The organism is Pseudoalteromonas sp. SANK 73390, assembly GCF_054966645.1.
Map to the genome: position 1 here is coordinate 59,041 of NZ_ARPN01000128.1, position 19,780 is coordinate 78,820.

Genomic DNA, 19,780 nt, shown 5'->3' on the forward strand with positions numbered 1-19,780 from the left:
AAACAAAACCAAAGTGCTTGTTGAGGAAAATATGGATTTAATCAACTTCCGAGTCGGACAAAAAACTATTTCACTAAAGATTTTAGATATTCTGCTCACAGAGCGTTACGAAGGAAATTTAACGTCACTGCCTAATGGCAACCCGAGCTTTTTGGGGGTAAAGGACTACATGGGCACACCTACACCAATATTCGATCTTGGCATCATTTTAAATAACCAATCATCCTACGATATAAATAATGCACTGGTTGAATTATTAAGGGCTCGCGAAGATGAGCACCGTAGCTGGTTACAGGCACTAGAAAAAAGCGTGGTACATGGGCACGACTTTGACAAAGCCAGAGACCCAAAACAATGTGAATTTGGCCAATGGTTTTACAACTTTAAAACCGAAAACGACGATCTCAAAGCCATATTAAGCCGCTTTGAAGAGCCTCATAACCGTTTGCATGCCCTTGCTGATACATTGCTCAGTTTATGTGCCGATGATAAAAAACAGCAAGCTTTATCAATGTTAGATAAAGAAAAAGCCACAACGTTTTTAAAGCTTATGCGTCTATTTGAATCCGCTCAGGAACAAATAAGTCTAGACCACAAGCCCATTATTGTATTTACCACACAAGACGGACATAAGCCGCATATTGGCTTATTAGTCGATCAAGTTGAAGATAATATGCACTGTGAAGAAAGCGAAATAAAATCGCTCAGTGAAATAACCAACATCGGCTTTGACATTGACCCTCAGACAAAAAAAATGATGCAAGGGTTAATTAAGCGGGGCGACACACACACAGTACTCATTGACCCCAGTGCTATTTTTAGGCCTGAACATTTACAAGGTTATGAACCAGAAGAAACCGAGAGTTATGGTTTATTTTAAAATAAAAAACGCCGCTTAGTCGCGGCGTTTTTATCAATATATAATCAAATTAATCTTTCGATTGACGGCTTGCACGCTTACGCTCACTTTCCGTTAGTAACTTCTTACGAATACGAATATTCACAGGTGTTACTTCTACTAACTCGTCATCATCGATGAACTCTAGTGCTTGCTCAAGTGACATTCTGATAGGTGGCACAAGTGTTTGTGCTTCATCAGTACCTGATGCACGTACGTTCGTTAACTGCTTACCTTTAAGCGCGTTAACCGTCAAGTCATTATCACGGCTGTGAATACCGATAACCATACCTTCGTACACTTCAACACCGTGGCCAATAAATAGCTTACCACGCTCTTGTAAGTTAAAGAGTGCGTTAGTTAATGCTTTACCCGTTGCATTTGCAATCAAGACACCGTTCTTACGCTTGCCGATTGAACCACCTTTGTGAGGACCATAATGGTCAAAAGTGTGGTACATCAAACCAGAACCAGACGTTAGCGTCATGAAATCAGTTTGGAAACCGATTAAGCCACGGCTTGGCATCATAAAGTCTAACCGTACACGGCCTTTACCATCTGGTGCCATGTCTGTCATTTCAGCTTTACGCAAGCCAAGTTGCTCCATGATAGAACCTTGATGCTCTTCTTGAACGTCAACAGTCACTGTTTCAAACGGTTCTTCTAATTGACCGTCTACTTCACGTAGAATTACTTCTGGACGTGATACAGCAAGCTCGTAACCTTCACGACGCATATTCTCAATCAAAATACCTAAATGCAATTCACCACGACCTGATACACGGAAGCTATCTGGATTGTCAGTTTCTTCTACACGAAGTGCTACGTTATGAACTAATTCGTTTTCTAAACGCTCAAGAATGTTACGTGACGTTACGAATTTACCTTCTTGACCTGCAAATGGTGAAGTATTTACAGAGAACGTCATTGTTACTGTTGGTTCATCTACAGATAATGCAGGTAGTGCTTCTACTGTATTCACATCACAGATAGTATCAGAGATTTTTAACTCGCCTAATCCCGTGATTGCGATGATATCACCAGCCGATGCCTCTTGAGCTTCGTGACGGTCAAGGCCTAAATAAGTTAGCACCTGACCTACTTTACCGTTGCGTTTATTACCATCTGCACCAACGATTGTTACTTGTTGGTTTAATTTAACTGTACCACGCTTGATACGGCCAACACCGATAACACCAATATATGAGTTGTAATCAAGCTGTGATATCTGCATTTGCAGTCCACCATCAGCGTCTGCATCTGGTGCTGCTACTTGATCAACAATTGCTTCAAACATAGGTTGCATGTTGTCTGAAGGGCTGTCTAAATCTAGTGTAGCCCAGCCGTTGATTGCTGATGCATAAATAACTTGGAAATCCAACTGGTCATCAGATGCACCTAAGTTATCGAATAAATCGAATACTTGGTCCATAACCCAATCAGGACGCGCACCTGGCTTATCGATTTTGTTAATAACAACAATTGGCTTAAGACCTAATGCAAATGCTTTTTGCGTTACGAAACGCGTTTGTGGCATCGGGCCTTCTTGTGCATCAACGAGTAATAATACAGAATCAACCATTGAAAGAACACGTTCTACTTCACCACCGAAATCAGCGTGTCCAGGAGTGTCTACGATATTGATATGGTAATCATTCCAGCCAATTGCCGTATTTTTAGCTAGGATTGTGATACCACGTTCTTTCTCGATATCATTTGAATCCATTACACGCTCTTCATTGCCGCCGCGTGTTTCTAGTGTGCCTGATTGCTCTAGCAACTTATCAACTAGGGTTGTTTTACCGTGGTCAACGTGTGCGATAATCGCGATATTTCTTAACTTTTCGATGTTCATATTCTTACTCAAAGAAGTTGAATCTCAGTGATCCTAGTCGATCTACGCGGTTTCGCTTCATTTTAAAATGAAGGGTCCGGCGCGCCAGAGATGTCCCATTATAGGATTTAAAGGGCGCACATTATCCCTTATTCCGACGATAGAAGAAAGTTTATCCAGCATAAATTTTGTTACTTTGTGATGACAGCAATGATTTACAACCTTTTTTTGCAGAAAAAGCGTACTATTAAGAGTATTAAGTGATTAAAAATACATGCACCTAGCGCCAATATTAAACGCACCAAAGCAATGCACCCTAGCACCAAGTTGGTGCAAAATGTATGTTCACACCATGGAAAAATATAAAAAACCGTCTACAATCATTAACTTGATAAAACTGGCACATATTAAGCTTAAAAAAGCGCAATCGCATTAAGTTAATGCAGCAAGCATAAAAAAACCAACGAGTTGGAGGACACATGTCACAATCGGTTTTAGATTTTATTAAAGAACATGACGTTAAATTTGTAGATTTACGCTTTACAGATACAAAAGGTAAAGAGCAACACGTATCTATTCCTCATCACCAAGCCGATGAAGACTTTTTTGAAGACGGTAAAATGTTTGATGGTTCTTCAATTGCAGGTTGGAAAGGCATTAACGAGTCTGACATGGTATTAATGCCTGATGCAGCATCAGCTAAATTAGACCCATTCGCTGAAGAGACAACTCTCATTGTACGTTGTGACGTTGTTGAGCCTTCAACATTACAAGGTTACGAACGTGATCCTCGCTCTGTAGCAAAACGCGCTGAAGAATATATGCGTTCAACAGGTATCGCAGATACAGTTTTATTTGGCCCAGAACCAGAGTTTTTCTTATTTGATGACGTGAAGTACAAAACTGACATGTCTGGCTCTATGTACAAAATCGACGCACAAGAGGCATCTTGGAACTCAGACAAAGATTACGAAGGCGGTAACACCGGTCACCGTCCAGGCGTGAAAGGCGGATACTTCCCAGTTGCACCAGTAGACTCATCACAAGATTGGCGCTCAGCAACCTGCTTGGTACTTGAAGAAATGGGGCAAGTAGTAGAAGCACATCACCATGAAGTTGCCACTGCAGGTCAAAATGAGATTGCGACTCGCTTTAATACCATGGTGTTAAAAGCTGACGAAATCCAAGAAATGAAATACGTTATCCACAATATGGCACACCTTTACGGCAAAACGGCGACTTTCATGCCTAAGCCAGTAGTGGGTGACAACGGATCAGGTATGCATTGCCACCAATCACTTGGTAAAGATGGTAAAAACATCTTCGCGGGCGACAAGTACGGCGGTCTTTCTGAAGAGGCGCTTTACTATATTGGTGGTATCATCAAGCACGCTAAAGCTATTAATGCATTTGCTAACGCATCAACTAACTCGTACAAGCGTTTAGTACCTGGTTTTGAAGCACCTGTTATGCTTGCTTACTCTGCACGTAACCGTTCTGCATCAATCCGTATTCCAGTGGTTCCATCTGAAAAAGGGCGTCGCATTGAAGTTCGCTTCCCTGATCCAACTGCTAACCCTTACCTTGCATTCTCAGCAATGTTAATGGCGGGCCTTGACGGTATTAAGAACAAGATCCACCCTGGCGATGCAATGGATAAAGATTTATACGACCTTCCAGCTGAAGAAGCAGCTGAGATCCCAACTGTTGCAGCATCACTAGACGAAGCATTGGCATGTCTTGATGCTGACCGTGAATTTTTAATTCAAGGTGGCGTATTCACTGACGACTTAATCGATGCTTATATCTCACTTAAGTCACAAGAAGTGGAAAAACTGAACATGACAACTCATCCAATTGAGTTTGAAATGTACTACAGCGTTTAATTACGCAGTTAAATCATATGTGTTCTCAAGCCCGCTATGCGGGCTTTTTTTGGTAAAGCGACTTTTACGTACTCAAACAAAGTAGTATAACACCAACATAGGAAGCCATAGATTATACGTATTCTGTATATTGCTTATTACAAATGCTTTACGTTGCAGCTTCTCAGCCAATGGCATGTCGTGAAAATGGTCATCGGATATATTCAGATATATCACATCAAAATTTTGAAAAATAAACCTCAATAACCCCTTAAAACAATCAAAGCGCAACCCTGCACTCTTGCTTTTAAAAAACTAAAAAGCCTTAAAATTTCCTCGTCCAGTAATTTACAGACAATATGAAAAGATACAGGTAGCATTTCCTTTATTTGACAAGTAAAAGCCAGCTTCTCTGGGGGTTTGATAGTGCTGTTATCCTTAAATATTAAGTTGGTCAGTACAAAAACTACATTTGCTCTTAGAAACGTTGCCCAAGATGGGCATCAGGTTAGTTATATTCCTATTCAATGAACACGGCGTAAAAATTGCTTCAAGCCCTAAAAGCACATTTTACCTATACCGAGCCAACCGCATTAATCCATAGCTCATAGAAAAACGGCATGATATAGTGCACCATCTTGGTGCAAAGAAACGATAGGCGATCCATCATGGCACAAAGTACTCACCCTTTTTTAAATGCCTTATGGCATAACTTAGCAACTTGCATATTGCTATTAGACGATAAGTTTACCATTCAATATGCCAATAATAGTTGCAGTGAATTATTTGGCTTGGGTTTAAAGCGCTTAATAGGCCAACCTATTAATGACATTTTTAGCCACCACCACATTGACTTTGAACGTCTAGCTCAATATGCCCTAGAGGATGGCGTAGATTGCCAGCAACACCGAGTAGACGTTGTATTTATCGATAGCCGAGCTGCTACTTTAAACTTACATGCCAGACGTATTCATCATCAAAGCAGTGCTTTTATTTTACTAGAATGTCGCCGTATAGATGATGAAGTGCGCTTTGACCAAGCCTCAAATCAAATGCATCAATACCATGCTGCGCGAACTCTCATTAGAGGTTTGGCACACGAAATAAAAAATCCGTTAGGGGGAATAAGAGGAGCGGCGCAATTATTGCAGTATGAGAGTTGTCAGCAAGAACGAGATCAATGCGCGCAATTAATTATTGAACAAGCTGACCGACTGACAGAATTGGTGGATAGGTTACTTGGGCCCAGTCAATTACCTAACAAAGCACCGTGCAATATTCATCAAACACTCGAGTCGGTGGTCAAACTCAGTATGTTAGATAACGCCAGTCAAATATCGTTACGAAAGGACTATGACCCTAGCATACCCGATATTGTGATTGACCAAGCAAAAATACAACAAGTGGTATTGAACATAGTAAGAAATGCTCTGCAAGCTTTAGAAGGCAATGATGAAGGCAACATTACCCTAACGACGCGTATCAAGCATCGAATGCGACAGGGTAAAAGACTCATGAAAAAAGCATTGCTAATACAGATTATCGATAATGGTCCAGGGATTGCCGAAGAGTTAAAAGATACTTTGTTCTACCCAATGATCACTAATAAAGACGGTGGTTCTGGCTTGGGCCTTTCAATTGCGCAAACAATTGTTGAGCAACATGGTGGGTTGATCGATTGTGATAGTTGGCCAGGACACACCGAATTTAATATTTACTTGCCGTTTGACAACAACGGCATGGGAGCAACAAATGAAAACAGTTTGGCTAGTTGATGATGATGCCTCTATACGATTTGTTTTAGACAAAGCACTATCGCGTGCGGGTTTTACTACAGAGAGCTTTGCCAATGCCCAAGATGTGCTAACCGCTTTATCATATAGTCAACCTGCTGTGTTAATCTCAGATGTCCGCATGCCCGGTATGGATGGCATGGCGCTGCTAGAAGAAATATCCGCAAAACACCCTAGCCTGCCGGTGATCATTATGACCGCACACTCTGACTTAGACTCTGCCGTTAATGCATTTCAAAAAGGCGCTTTTGAATATCTTGCCAAACCATTTGATTTAAATGATGCTACCGCCCTCGTAGAACGGGCTTATCAAGCCAGTCAGCAAGCACGTAAAACAAAACGCCAAGTGAAAGAACAAAATCACCCAGATATCATCGGTGAAGCACCGGCTATGCAAGAAGTCTTTCGCGCGATAGGAAAACTATCTGCATCTAGCATGAGCGTGCTAATTAATGGTGAGTCAGGCACAGGTAAAGAGTTGGTAGCTGGTGCTTTACATAATCATAGCCCACGTAAAGCAAACTCATTTATTGCGCTAAATATGGCTGCAATTCCCAAAGATCTCGTTGAATCAGAATTATTTGGCCATGAAAAAAGGGGCCTTTACAGGTGCCGACAGCATGCGTCGAGGTCGGTTTGAACAAGCCGATGGTGGCACACTATTTTTAGATGAAATTGGAGATATGCCACTTGATGTACAAACTCGGCTTTTAAGAGTGCTTGCAGATGGCGAGTTTTATCGCGTTGGTGGCCATCAAAGTGTCAAAGTGGATGTACGTATTATTGCTGCCACACACCAAGATTTAGAAACCCTAGTAAAAAAAGGTCAGTTTAGAGAAGATTTATTTCATCGTTTGAATGTAGTTAGACTAAAACTTCCAGCTCTAAGGGAGCGTACTGAAGATATAGCCAAGCTGGCGCAGCACTTTTTAAGCTGTAGTGCAAAAGAGCTACAAGTTGAATGTAAAATACTCAGCGATGAGGCTATCAATATTATGCGCTTATATCATTGGCCTGGTAATGTGCGCCAACTTGAAAATACCTGCCGATGGCTAACAGTGATGGCACCGGGTGAATTAATTGGCCCGCATGATTTACCCGACGAACTTAGCCAAAATACACCAATTAATGAAACCACAGGGGATTGGTTAGATGCTTTCCAACAATGGCTTAACCAAGAGCTTAAACAAGGTAAAAACAATATCTGGCCAGCAGTTCAGGCACAACTTGAAGCGCGCCTCATTAAAACCGCACTCAGTGCTTGCCATGGTCATAAACAAGATGCAGCTCTAAAAATTGGCTGGGGCCGCAACACCCTGACTCGAAAACTAAAAGAGAGAAATATTCAAGATTAAGCAGTAATACCTATTCGGTTAATTAAGAGGTCTATTTTGAGGCAATGAAACCTTGTCGATAGCAAAGCTCTCGCACGCGGCTAGCGTCAGGTTTACTCCCTAAAAATAATTAATCATTATTGCGGATTGGTTTAGTAGCAGAGTAGCTTAACTCTGCTTGTTATTTGTGCCTTTCCGTCCCCAAAGTGAATAATTTTTGATTGAAAAACCACCTACTCACTTGTAGTTTTATATTTACCGAGATACATCGGTTTAATTAATACTTTGTAAAGGACATAAAATGAAAATCAAATTGAATAAAAAGCCACTTAAAAAACTAAATAACGATAAAACATTAGCAGCTGAATTAACGCCACAAGCAGCAGGCGGTATGTACGCTTCGTCACCTTATAACAAAGGGTGTATGAGTTATCAAGGTTTGACCTGCCCCACTTCTCCATACGATGCTGCATGCTAATGTAAAAATCTGGCTGGCCGCACGAAGTATTAGCGGTCAGCAAAAGATCATTGACCCCACTGTTAAAACTAGCCACTATCTAGTATAAAGCCTTCATCAATCTAAGCTTATGAAACTTCTTGAGAGTGTACCTTTATTTAAACAGCTTGAAATCATAAATCGACTTAACTTCTTTAAAGATTTTACAATATCAGAACGGCAAGTCTTACTCGAATCATTCAGCCACTTGTATTTGGTGCATAGTGGACGCCACGCCTTTAAACGGTATGAACTAGACAACCGCTTATTCATAGTATTAAGTGGTGAGTTAATTATATTTAAAAGCAATGAACTACTTGAGCTTGGCCGTATTCGTCCGGGCGAGTTTATTGGAGAAGGGGCATTTATCTGCCATCGTGAGCACTCAACCAGTGCTAAAGCCATTAAAGACAGTATTTTGCTAGCAATAACTCCTGATGCAATGACACGTCTACCCAATGTGATCAGAGAAAAAGTCAAAGACAAGATTATTGAAGGTATGAGTATGCGTATTAATAAACTCAGTAGCTTTATTGAGGATAACATGTAATTTACTCAATATAAGCAACTTCTAGCTTAACTGCTTCAATACTAACAACTGAACCTAAAGGTGTTATTGCAAAAGCAAAAGCCTAGTAGGTAGCACTTTTGCTTTAATAAATAACATTACTATTAGGCTGTCAGCAACTGCTCAAAAGCTATAAATAGAGTTTCTAGTTCCTCAGCCGTGTTGTAATGCATACAGCCGATGCGCACAACTCCCCCTTTATCCATGACTCCAAGTTGCTCACATAGCCCTTGCGCATAAAAATTACCATCCCACACACAGATATGTTGTTTACCCAAGAACTCAGACACTTGGCGAGGCTCTAAACCTTCAAAAGTAAGTGCAAAAGTGGGAGTACGCTCGCTTAAGCGTAACTTATCAGCAATGCCAAATAACGAGATTTGTGGGAACTGTGTAAGGCGAGTCAAAAAGTACTCGCTCAACATCATTTCATGCTGTTTGGTTTTTGCAAATGCAGCAGCTAAACACTCACGGCGCGGCGTATCTTGTGTCATACCACTGAGCGACGCAATATAATCAATTGCAGCTATAACACCCGCTAAACCTTCAAAGCTTTGCGTACCCGTCTCCCAACGACCGGGGATCACATCTTTTGCAGGCTCCACTTTATAAGGTGTAAAGCCTTCTAAATACTCACGCTTGCCATATACTATGCCTACATGTGGACCAAAAAATTTATAGGCCGAACACGCTAAGAAGTCACAACCTAATGCCTGCACATCAATTAACTCGTGAGGCGCATAATGCACAGCATCAACATACACTAACGCACCAACTTGGTGCGCCAGCTCGACAATCTGTTTAATATCATTTATTGAGCCAGTTGTATTAGAGGCATACGTAACAGCAACCAGTTTAGTATTCTCATTCAGTAAGCTTTTAAAATGCGCTAAATCCAGTGTGCAATCTTGCTCGTTAATACGCACAGCATGAACACTCGCGCCCTTATCTTCAGCTGCCAAACGCCATGACGATACGTTAGAGTAGTGATCAGCATTTGTTACTATCACTTCATCACCGGCTTTCCAATCGCGCGAAATAGCTCGGCTAAAACTAAAAGTTAAGCTCGTCATATTCGCACCGAACACAATCTGCTCTTTGCTAGGTGCATTTAAAAAATCAGCGACGGCTTGACGTGCTTCATCCATCAATGCGACGGTTTTATCACTTGAGAAAAAGGCACCGCCTAGGTTGGAGTTAAAATACCCCAGATAGGCCGACATTGCACTGAGAACAGGTTGCGGTACTTGAGAGCCACCCGGTCCATCTAAAAAGATCGGAGCCTGACCATTAACTTGTTGCATCAGAGCAGGAAACTGACGTCGTAGTTGTGTAAGTTCCATTAGTTGCCCTTACGCAGTAAATACAAAACAGTCTAGATAACCCACTTTGTTGGCATCTAGCTTATTCATTGGCGTCGCGTTATGCCACACTTGGCGGTCATTGATCAACGCAAATAAGCCATCTTTAATCTCCATTTTAAAGCACGGCTCTGATTCTTTATTTTCATACACTAACAGCTCACCGCCTGCAATATTTTCATGAGACACGCCACACACGCAGACATGGTCAAAACCGTCTTGATGAATACCTTCTGGTGCAGGTGGTGTATCAGACTCAATTGCTAACATGCGAAACTGATGTACTTCAATATCACGAGTATCGTCTATACCAGTCATCAACTTAAACTCTCTCAACAAGTGTTTAAAACCTTCAGTGTGCAATAAATCTGCGTCTAAATCCTCGTATACACGCTCAATATTACCTTGAAATGTATTTATTGAATCATCCTGAACAAACGCCTTCGTAGGCTGCACACTCACTTTGTCATCTGCAAACTGAAGTACCGAGTAACGGCGCTTGCGAAATGCACCATCTGCATATGGATTATCAGGAAGTTGATTAAATGAGGGCTTAACTGCTTCGATATGCGCTTGCTGGATAAAACGCAATTGAAGCAGATTCTGGTTGTTTACTGCTGTCATTTCGCTGTCGCCTATTAATGTAAATTTTGCGACAATTCTAATCGAATTGAAAATAAAATCTGTTTAATTTACCTATCAATTAGCTAAATTATTGAATTAACAAACCAACCAAAAACACAATTACAGCTATTTTATTCAATTTGTGAAGAGTAAAATTTAACCACTCAATCAGCACAAAAAAGCCGGTGTAAACACCGGCTTTTCTCAGTAAGAGCGGTACTAAACTGCTTGCTGAATGATCACACCATCAGCCTTTTTCGTGTACTGAGGCATTTTATGGAAGTTCAAGTAACGGTAGGTATCTGCTGCCGTTGCATTGATCTTCGCTGCATATTCATGATACTCAGCTGCTGTTGGTAGTTTACCTAAAATTGCCGCTACTGCAGCAAGCTCAGCAGATGCTAAGAATACATTTGCACCTGTACCTAAACGGTTAGGGAAATTACGTGTTGAGGTAGACACAACGGTCGCTTTGTCAGCAACACGTGCTTGGTTACCCATACATAATGAACACCCTGGTGTTTCAATACGCGCACCAACGCGACCAAAGATACCGTAGTAACCTTCATCAGTAAGCTGGTCTTTGTCCATCTTCGTTGGTGGTGCAACCCATAGCTGAGTTGGAATACGACCAGAAAAACCATCCAGTAGTTTACCAGCAGCACGGAAGTGACCAATGTTTGTCATACAAGAACCGATGAATACTTCATCAATTTTCTCGCCCGTAACATCAGAGAGTAAACGCGCATCATCTGGGTCATTTGGAGCGCAAAGAATTGGCTCTTTGATTTCTGCCAAGTCAATTTCAATGATGTGCTTATACTCAGCATCCGCGTCCGCTTCCATCAGCTCAGGGTTTGCTAGCCACTCTTGCATCGCAGTGATACGGCGTTCAATCGTACGCACATCACCGTAACCTTCAGAGATCATCCACTTAAGCATCACGATGTTTGATTCTAGATACTCAGAGATAGACTCTTTAGAAAGCTTAACAGTACAACCTGCAGCAGAGCGCTCTGCTGATGCATCAGATAACTCAAATGCTTGTTCAACAGTTAAGTGCTCAACCCCTTCAATCTCTAGTACACGACCAGAGAATTCATTGATTTTGCCTTTTTTCTCAACCGTTAATAGGCCTTCTTTAATGCCATAGTAAGGAATAGCATGTACTAGGTCACGTAATGTGATACCCGGCTGCATTTCACCTTTAAAGCGAACCAAAATTGATTCAGGCATATCTAGTGGCATTACACCGGTTGCCGCTGCAAATGCAACCGCACCCGAGCCAGCAGGGAATGAAATACCTAATGGGAAACGCGTATGAGAATCACCACCTGTACCAACAGTATCAGGTAATAACATACGGTTTAGCCACGAGTGAATTACACCATCTCCTGGGCGAAGTGACACACCGCCACGGTTCATGATGAAATCCGGCAGCGTGTGGTGCGTGTTTACATCAATTGGCTTAGGATAAGCTGACGTGTGACAAAATGACTGCATCGTTAAATCGGCAGAGAAACCTAAACATGCAAGGTCTTTAAGTTCATCACGAGTCATAGGGCCAGTCGTATCTTGAGAGCCAACAGTTGTCATCTTCGGTTCACAGTATTGACCTGGGCGAATACCAGCAACATTACAAGCTTTACCAACCATTTTCTGTGCAAGGGTAAAGCCCTTATCAGACGCTTCAGTCACCGCTGGTACTTTAAATACATCAGTAGCACCTAAACCCAACGATGTGCGTGCTTTGTCAGTTAAACCACGACCAATGATTAATGGAATACGGCCACCAGCACGCACTTCATCTAAAATAACATCTGATTTAAGTGCGAAAGTTGAGATAACCTCATCAGTTCCGTGACGCTTAACAACACCTTCATATGGATAAATGTCAATTTGGTCGCCCATGTTGAATTCATCAACATTAAGCTCTATTGGTAATGCCCCTGAATCTTCCATTGTGTTGAAAAAGATAGGTGCAATTTTGTTACCTAAACACACACCACCAACACGTTTGTTTGGTACGAATGGAATATCATCACCCATAAACCAAAGTACAGAGTTAGTCGCTGATTTACGTGAAGAACCCGTACCAACAACATCACCTACATACGCAAGTGGCAAACCTTTGGTTTTTAGTTCTTCAAGTTGTGAAATTGGACCAACTTCACCGTCTTTTTCTGGGTTAATGCCATCACGCGAATTTTTCAACATTGCTAATGCGTGTAGTGGAATATCTGGACGAGACCATGCATCAGGTGCAGGTGACAAGTCATCGGTATTAGTTTCGCCCGTTACTTTAAACACAGTAACAGAGATTTTTTCAGCTACTGCTGGCTTGTTCAAGAACCACTGAGCATTAGCCCATGATTCAATAATTTGCTTTGCAAACTCATTGCCTGCTTTGGCTTTTTCTTCAACGTCATAAAATGCATCAAACATTAATAATGTGTTTGATAAACCTTTTACTACGATAGGTGCCAATGCCGCATCATCCAGTAAGTCAACCATAGGTGCGATATTATAACCACCTAGCATAGTGCCTAGCAGCTCAGCTGCATACTCTTTGCTTACTAATGGAGACTCAGTCTCGCCTTTTGCTACAGCCGCTAAAAAACCCGCTTTAATATAAGCCGCATCATCCACGCCTGGTGGTACACGGTTAACTAAAAGGTCTAGAATAAACTCTTCTTCACCTGCTACAGGCGACTTTACTAATTCGATCAGATCTGCAGTTTGTTGTGCGTCTAACGGCTTAGGTACAATACCTTGCTCTGCGCGCTCTTCTACATGTTTACGATAATCTTGAAGCACAATTTTGCCCTCTTGGTGACGTGAATTGGCCTGCCTATGTAATTGCCTACACAACAGATACCAATAAATTCCGGTGACTAATTATAAAGCCTTTGAGTATAGATGAAAATCTTACAACTGAAACAGCTTTAAATAATGACTATAAATACTATGAATAGCACAATGCAAACAAGTATATTTTCATGAATATTTAGTAAGTAGGAATCATTCTCATGTTAAGAGTGTATGGATCTCATGGAATTAAAACTTATACCAATTGCATTAAATAAATGATCAAATATTGCGATAGATAAATGACTTAGTAACTAGGCAAAAATTTCAGTCTATGGTTATTTTTCTATTGCTTGAGCAATGAGTAAATCTGCCACTTGTTGTTTAACTGCACGCTTATCATTAGCGGGTACATCAAAACGCGCCGCGAGCAGGACAATCTCCTCATCACTCAAATTGAACGATAGACGTTGCCGAGTTTTTTTTGATTTAACCTCCAAGCCCAGAATTTTTCGGATCATATCTGATGGCGTCAACTCTTGATCTATCGCCTGTTTCTTAATTGACTTTTGCACTTCACTACTAAGATCAAACGCCATTTGCGTCGCTCTAACTGCCTGCTCTTGACGCTGCCATTTCGCTTTTGCATCACTCACTTAGTCACTCCCAGGAAACAGTTCCACAATATCTGATAGCGGTCTCGTCAGTGTCAATGAGACATCAGTTTCACCACCGTCCCATATTTCAATATTTAAACTTTGACTCCCATCATTCGATGCAAGACAAATCATTTCACATGCCTCAGTGCCCGACTGTTCATACTGCGGCAGTGATTGCCCTCGATAATCTTTTTCATGAAAATAACAAATAAAAGGGGCTTGTGTTTGTGTATAGCTGGTCGCGAGAAATTGACTAAAACGCTCAGGTATATTCGCAACAGTAACTTCTGTTAATGACTCTTCATCAAAAATGAGTGAAAATTCATCTAATGTAAAAATGTCATCCACATCTTCTCGTTGTATTTTTATCGAAAAATTAGCCCATTGCTCACCATCTTCTTGCCCTATTTGCAAAAATACGACTTGCCCTGAGTTACTTTCAAGCACCATTTCATACTCAGCACTATGCTGATATTGATACGTGTTTACAGCCACAACTTTCAATGTTTGGCCTTTGAGCCATTGTGGGTATGCAAATGAGTCTATCAACGTAAGCATATCACCCACGATGAGCTCTGTAGGTTCGCTTAACTGACGTGCTGGTGCTTTATTTTTTTTAAAGAAATTAAACATATTTCACCTAAAACAAAAAAGGGTAAACAAATTACCCCTTCTTATAACTATCAACTAATTACCTTTTTTGGCTTTAATGCGTGCCAAAATGTCAGCACTATTTGTATCAGTACCTCCAATGCCCGCTTCAGCCATTTTTGCTTTAAGGCCGTCACCATTTGTTTCAGATTCTAGAGCTTTGGCTGCACCTAATTGATCTTGACGGTCCTGCTGGCGTTGTTTAATGCGATCTAGTGATGCACGTGCTGAGGTCATTGCTGAACTATTCGTATTGAGCGTACTATTTACTGCCATCGTTGCCTGTTGCACACTCTCGGTCGTTTTAACCATACTTAGCTGACGCTGGTTTTCTTTAATCGACTTTTCAGCTTCTTTAATTTGTTGCTTTAGCGCAACAATGTGTTGACTAAAACCACCCAACACTTCCTCGTGTTCCGCTTTTTCCCTCTCAAAATCACCAATTTTTTCTGCAATTTCCAATGCTAATGCTTCGTTACCTTTCTCCAATGCTTGACCCGCATACCCTTCATGTTCAGAAATAGAGTCGTTCAATGCACTGATCTTACGCGTGGTTTGCATCTCTTTAGCCATCACTTCAGTGAGATTACGCTTGGCTTTTTGCAAAGCATTCTTAGCGTCTGCTATTTCTTGCTCAAAAATACGAATACCATTGGCATCAACAATTGCCTCGCCAGCTTCACGCGCGCCACCACGCACGGCTGTGAATAATTTTTTTAAAATACTCATAATCTTAACTCCTAAAATACTTATTTAATCATTTAAATAAGGTGTGATGGCTTCTAGTGCTTCAATTGCATTATCAGCAAGCGTCACTAATTCATGGGTAATATCATCAAACGAAGAGCTGACCGATAGTGCACCAAATATTGCGTAGCGATTATCTACTTTTGCAAACGCGCTCAATGGGATTGGTACATTCAAACGTAATAAAGTGTCATTTAACTCATCTTTAAGATCAGCTTTAACTTCCTCTTCTGAAAACAAGTAACTAATACATAACAGTTGTTCTTGAGTTTGTGTAACAAAAATAGGTAACTCATCATTTCCATCAACTATTACTTGTAATACATCTTGCTCACCTGGGTTCGCTATCATGAAAGACTCGAAGCCTACCCCTTCAGTTTCAAAAGTTGCTAGTTTTATTGAAAGTTCATTTAATTCCATTTTATTGCCTTTTAAATTTGACATATTATGTCTTAGTTAAGATTTGCATAGCTGACATAATATGTCAACCTTTAAACTAGTTTTTATACAATTCGTTTTCTGTTTGCCAAGCTTGGCGATAATAATCATATAAAGTACCTGTGCCTAACTGATTGACATCGATAGTTTCATGAAATTCAAAAAATCGATTTGGAAATATAAAAGCGGCTAACAAATAGTCTCTACTAGCCCAGCGGGAAGGCACTGGTAATTGCGAAACTCTCGCTATTCTGTTGCTAGCAGAGGCACCTTTTTTAGTTGCAATTGTCCATCCCCACTGTCCAAATGAAGGTACATTTTGTTGATATTGCTCAACAAAATCAAAACCTGCCGCTTTGATGGTTTTAGCAATACTAACAAATGCTTTTTTAGCATGATAAGGCGATGTTGATTGCACTACCATTGCGCCATCGGCAGATAACAGTTGACGCAAGTGGTTATAGAAATAGTCACTATACATTTTATTCAAATCAGGGTGATTGGGGTCTGGTAAGTCCACAATGATAGTATCAAAGTAATCTCCAGCAGCCAGTAGTTGCTCTACTTCTAAAAATGCATCTGCTATCTTAACGGTTACTCTCGCATCTACCAATGCTTGATTATTAAGGCTGCTTAGCCGCTCTGAGATGGCCTCCGGCGCGTTATAACGTTCAGTTTGATACCCAAATAAGCTCAATAGCTGACCGTCTAAGTCAACTAACGTTACATGTTCAACGGGCCATTTCAGTACATCACGCAATGCTAAGCCATCACCACCGCCTATGATCAATACCTTTTCATGGCGATTAGATGCTAACATCGCGGGGTATACCAGCATGGTATGATATATTTGCTCATCAATACTGGAGAACTGTAATCGGCCGTTTAGATAAAGGTCAGTAATAGGCTCTGGTTGGTTACGCCTCAAACGTTCGGTTAGCACAATATGCTGATATTTAGTTGCTTGTGAGTAAATGACCTTATCTTTATACAATACATTGCTTAAGTCTTTCATCCAATGACTACCGAACAGCAGCAAAATGACAAATAACCCCAACAGTAATACATGACAAAAAACGAGCAAGCGAGCTAAGCGAACATGTTGGTGATAACGCCATAAAAATACCAGCCCAGCGACGATGTTAAAAAGTGCAGTCCATGCTGCGGCTTGCATAATTGGCATCGACAGCATCACACTCACCCAAATAGCAGCGCCAATGCCCGCACCAATATAGTCAGCCCCATAAATTGTACCTGCATTATTTTCTAAAAACCGTCCGTACACATGCTGGCGAATACGTGCAATTAATGGAATTTCCATTCCTATCAACATGCCTAATAATAAACCAAATACATAGGGTAAAAAGCGCGCTGCGCTTTGTAGTTTCTCGAACACATAACCATTTAAGACAATATCAGGAGGAAGATTAAAAATAGCGGAAAACATGTGAGGCAATGAGTAACTAATTGCAATCATGCTAGCGATTGCAAGAATACAACCCATCCCCACTAGTGCAATAATGCTTTCCAACCATGCAAACGCAGTAAAAGCATCTTTAAACCAACGCGCCAAAAATGCACCAATACCCATGGCAACAATCATGGTGCCTATCATGGCGTAAATAGCACTTTCTACAGAGCCCAGCACGCGTCCTGCATAATGAGACAGTAAATATTCATAAATCAGGCCGCATCCAGCAAGCACTGCCATGACTGATATCAATAAAATATCATGCCCAAGTAAGCCTCGTTGACTCGGGCGGGTTATAGATTCAGACAAGATTATGCACCTAAAAGCGTCGCCATACTGATACCAATCGCAAATGAAGTAGCTGCAGATATTGTTGCAACGCCCACATTTTTCTGTCGATTAACCTCATCCGAAATATCGCAACCAGATAAAATGATCTTGATTGTAATTAAATGCAATAGAGTAAATGCCACTAAGCTCAATAGTGCACTCAACGCCCAATAAGCTAAGCTTGCGCCTAAATTGTCTGCTGCATAGGGTGCTAAGCCAGACGCTGCAGTTATTGCTAGTGCACTTCCAACTAAGAATCCAGCATAGCGGATACCCACGGCTAAATTGTCGTCTAAAATAGCCTGTTGCAAACAATCGCCACTACGGTTAGTGCGCTTAAATAATTGCACGCGATACTGACTGACTAGCAATAACGCTAAGTTTGCAATAATAAAAGAGGCTATTACAATTGGCAGGCCATGCCAGCCTTCAGTTGCAACCCAAAACAATGCGGAACGGATCACAATAGCGACGCTTACCACATGACCAAAGTCTATCAATGACGCCGTTGTATTCCCTTTTACTATCTCGTTGTGTAAGCTCACTTTTCGAAGTGCAACTTTATCTTGGAAAAAATGGCCAAATTTGATTAGCGCAATTGCTAATAAGCCATATCCCCCCATTTGTAATGCTTCTTGCAGCAGTGTAGGCGCAAATGCACCACTACTAATTCCGGTTAATACAATAGCTAACGCCACTAGGCCGCCAGCAAAGCTAATACCAAAAGCAAAGTTATCTCGTTTTGTGATCTCATCATTAGCGTGCAGGTTCGACACCCAGCCCTTTATAAACTTCATACTGACAAACAAGGCTATAATAATCACAAAATCTATGGCCAAAGCTTGCAAAGTCCACATCGTTATTCCATTAAATTCATACATTTTTTAAACTCCAACAGTTATTCTTTACACAAGGTACTATTTGCCACGACTCACACCACGGGATGTGCGGCTGCTGCTATTTCGCACACTGCCTGCACTGCGCTTACTATACGAGCTACTTTTTGCATAACTGCTTCGGGTGCTAGTGGGGGTATAACTACTTCGACTTAAACCTGATGCACCACTGCGCTTTTTAGCATATGGACTAGTAAATTGTTTACCCTGACGTTGATAGGACTGCCGAGTACGCGTTTCCAACGCGGTTTGTGTTTTAATTTGTTTTGGGCTTGAATAGCGGTAGCGACCATAATCATTATAATAACTATATTTACGACGCTTACTCCAGCGACCATATTCAACCGCATCAAATACATCACCTAATATTCGGTACATGCCGTACCATTGCCAAAAGCTAATACCACTACTATTAGTTTGCCATTGACCATAGTTAGGGTTTCCTACTAATTGATTACCCTCTCCATCTCCTTCAGCATTTTTGCTAATTGCACCAACTCTTGCCAACGTGCCATTTGACATATCAGCAAGCATATTGATTGGATCTGTTAAAGCATCACCAAACAAGCTTGGCTTCATCGCATCACGTAACACATCTAAAAGTTGCAAAGTTTGTACGTTAGGAGGTGTAGACGGTAAACTTTTTATTTCCTCAAGGCGTTGAGCTAGTCCTTGAAAAAGCGGACCTTTACTGGTTGCATCTTGCCCGATGAGCGCACTTATTTGAGCTAAATCCGGGCGCTGACTTTGTAATACCCTACTGTACTCTTTTAATAAGTTGGCATTACGAATGTGCCCTAGAGCAAGTGCATTTTTTAGTTCGTTGAGTTCTTGTTCTGCATTTTGAGTTGCTTGTGTAATAGATTGCTGCAGCTGCTCTTCTTTTGATGAGCAACCACTTAAAAAGCAAAACACACTGAACAAACAGATAAGTTCCCATGCTTTTATTTTCGACATTCATGTCACCGTTTGATTAACTAACTTGGTTAATAGAATTCCCACTATCA

At 41.1% G+C, this 19,780-nt stretch carries 16 protein-coding genes and 1 pseudogene; 6 read left to right on the forward strand and 11 right to left on the reverse strand.

Translation table 11 applies throughout. The features are described 5' to 3' along the window. The first annotated feature begins 31 nt into the window (after positions 1 to 31). The gene (locus tag SANK73390_RS17850) at positions 32 to 880 is read left to right on the forward strand and encodes a CZB domain-containing protein (RefSeq protein ID WP_462767768.1); all 849 of its coding nucleotides are present in this window, start codon (positions 32 to 34) and stop codon (positions 878 to 880) included. 49 nt (positions 881 to 929) lie between these two features. On the opposite strand, the gene typA is transcribed toward SANK73390_RS17850, so the two are convergent. After that, positions 930 to 2,753: a translational GTPase TypA gene (typA, locus tag SANK73390_RS17855; RefSeq protein WP_462767769.1), complete on the reverse strand. Its 1,824-nt coding sequence runs from the start codon at positions 2,751 to 2,753 to the stop codon at positions 930 to 932. A gap of 458 nt (positions 2,754 to 3,211) precedes the next feature. Here typA and glnA point away from each other — a divergent pair, with 458 nt between their 5' ends. The 5 genes and pseudogenes from glnA (at position 3,212) to SANK73390_RS17880 (ending at position 8,770) form a co-directional block, all read left to right on the forward strand. Continuing rightward, complete coding sequence (glnA, locus tag SANK73390_RS17860; RefSeq protein WP_261594072.1) at positions 3,212 to 4,618, forward strand: glutamate--ammonia ligase; 1,407 nt, start codon at positions 3,212 to 3,214, stop codon at positions 4,616 to 4,618. A gap of 647 nt (positions 4,619 to 5,265) precedes the next feature. Continuing rightward, the gene (gene glnL, locus SANK73390_RS17865) at positions 5,266 to 6,372 is read left to right on the forward strand and encodes a nitrogen regulation protein NR(II) (RefSeq protein WP_462767770.1); all 1,107 of its coding nucleotides are present in this window, start codon (positions 5,266 to 5,268) and stop codon (positions 6,370 to 6,372) included. Continuing rightward, a pseudogene (gene ntrC, locus SANK73390_RS17870) lies at positions 6,350 to 7,745 on the forward strand (nitrogen regulation protein NR(I)). Before glnL ends, ntrC begins: the two are co-directional and overlap by 23 nt. 280 nt (positions 7,746 to 8,025) lie before the next feature. Beyond that, positions 8,026 to 8,202: a hypothetical protein gene (locus tag SANK73390_RS17875; protein ID WP_462767771.1), complete on the forward strand. Its 177-nt coding sequence runs from the start codon at positions 8,026 to 8,028 to the stop codon at positions 8,200 to 8,202. A gap of 109 nt (positions 8,203 to 8,311) precedes the next feature. Then, positions 8,312 to 8,770, forward strand: a complete 459-nt coding sequence (locus tag SANK73390_RS17880) for a cyclic nucleotide-binding domain-containing protein (RefSeq protein WP_462767772.1) — start codon at positions 8,312 to 8,314, stop codon at positions 8,768 to 8,770. A 122-nt stretch (positions 8,771 to 8,892) separates the two neighbouring features. Here SANK73390_RS17880 and SANK73390_RS17885 read toward each other — a convergent pair whose 3' ends face one another. The 10 genes from SANK73390_RS17885 to SANK73390_RS17930 form a co-directional block, all read right to left on the reverse strand. Next, a complete protein-coding gene (locus SANK73390_RS17885) occupies positions 8,893 to 10,131 on the reverse strand; it encodes a cysteine desulfurase-like protein (protein WP_462767773.1) in 1,239 nt (412 codons plus the stop codon). Positions 10,132 to 10,140: 9 nt separating this feature from the next. Beyond that, a complete protein-coding gene (locus SANK73390_RS17890; protein ID WP_462767774.1) occupies positions 10,141 to 10,773 on the reverse strand; it encodes a 2OG-Fe dioxygenase family protein in 633 nt (210 codons plus the stop codon). 219 nt (positions 10,774 to 10,992) lie between these two features. After that, a complete protein-coding gene (gene acnB, locus SANK73390_RS17895) occupies positions 10,993 to 13,590 on the reverse strand; it encodes a bifunctional aconitate hydratase 2/2-methylisocitrate dehydratase (RefSeq protein WP_261594079.1) in 2,598 nt (865 codons plus the stop codon). A gap of 329 nt (positions 13,591 to 13,919) precedes the next feature. Then, positions 13,920 to 14,237 carry a hypothetical protein gene (locus SANK73390_RS17900; protein ID WP_462767775.1) on the reverse strand — a complete coding sequence of 106 codons (318 nt, stop codon included), beginning with the start codon at positions 14,235 to 14,237 and terminating at the stop codon, positions 13,920 to 13,922. After that, a complete protein-coding gene (locus tag SANK73390_RS17905) occupies positions 14,238 to 14,873 on the reverse strand; it encodes a hypothetical protein (RefSeq protein WP_462767776.1) in 636 nt (211 codons plus the stop codon). A 54-nt stretch (positions 14,874 to 14,927) separates the two neighbouring features. Beyond that, positions 14,928 to 15,620: a PspA/IM30 family protein gene (locus SANK73390_RS17910; RefSeq protein WP_462767777.1), complete on the reverse strand. Its 693-nt coding sequence runs from the start codon at positions 15,618 to 15,620 to the stop codon at positions 14,928 to 14,930. Between the two features lie 24 nt (positions 15,621 to 15,644). Next, positions 15,645 to 16,058, reverse strand: coding sequence for a YjfI family protein (locus SANK73390_RS17915; protein WP_261594083.1), 414 nt, complete (start codon positions 16,056 to 16,058; stop codon positions 15,645 to 15,647). Between the two features lie 76 nt (positions 16,059 to 16,134). Beyond that, entirely contained in the window at positions 16,135 to 17,856 is a 1,722-nt protein-coding gene (locus SANK73390_RS17920; protein ID WP_462767778.1) for a polyamine aminopropyltransferase, read from the reverse strand. A 2-nt stretch (positions 17,857 to 17,858) separates the two neighbouring features. After that, positions 17,859 to 18,758 carry a DUF350 domain-containing protein gene (locus SANK73390_RS17925; RefSeq protein WP_261594085.1) on the reverse strand — a complete coding sequence of 300 codons (900 nt, stop codon included), beginning with the start codon at positions 18,756 to 18,758 and terminating at the stop codon, positions 17,859 to 17,861. A 36-nt stretch (positions 18,759 to 18,794) separates the two neighbouring features. Beyond that, entirely contained in the window at positions 18,795 to 19,730 is a 936-nt protein-coding gene (locus SANK73390_RS17930; RefSeq protein WP_462767779.1) for a CHAD domain-containing protein, read from the reverse strand. Between the last annotated feature and the right edge of the window lie 50 nt (positions 19,731 to 19,780).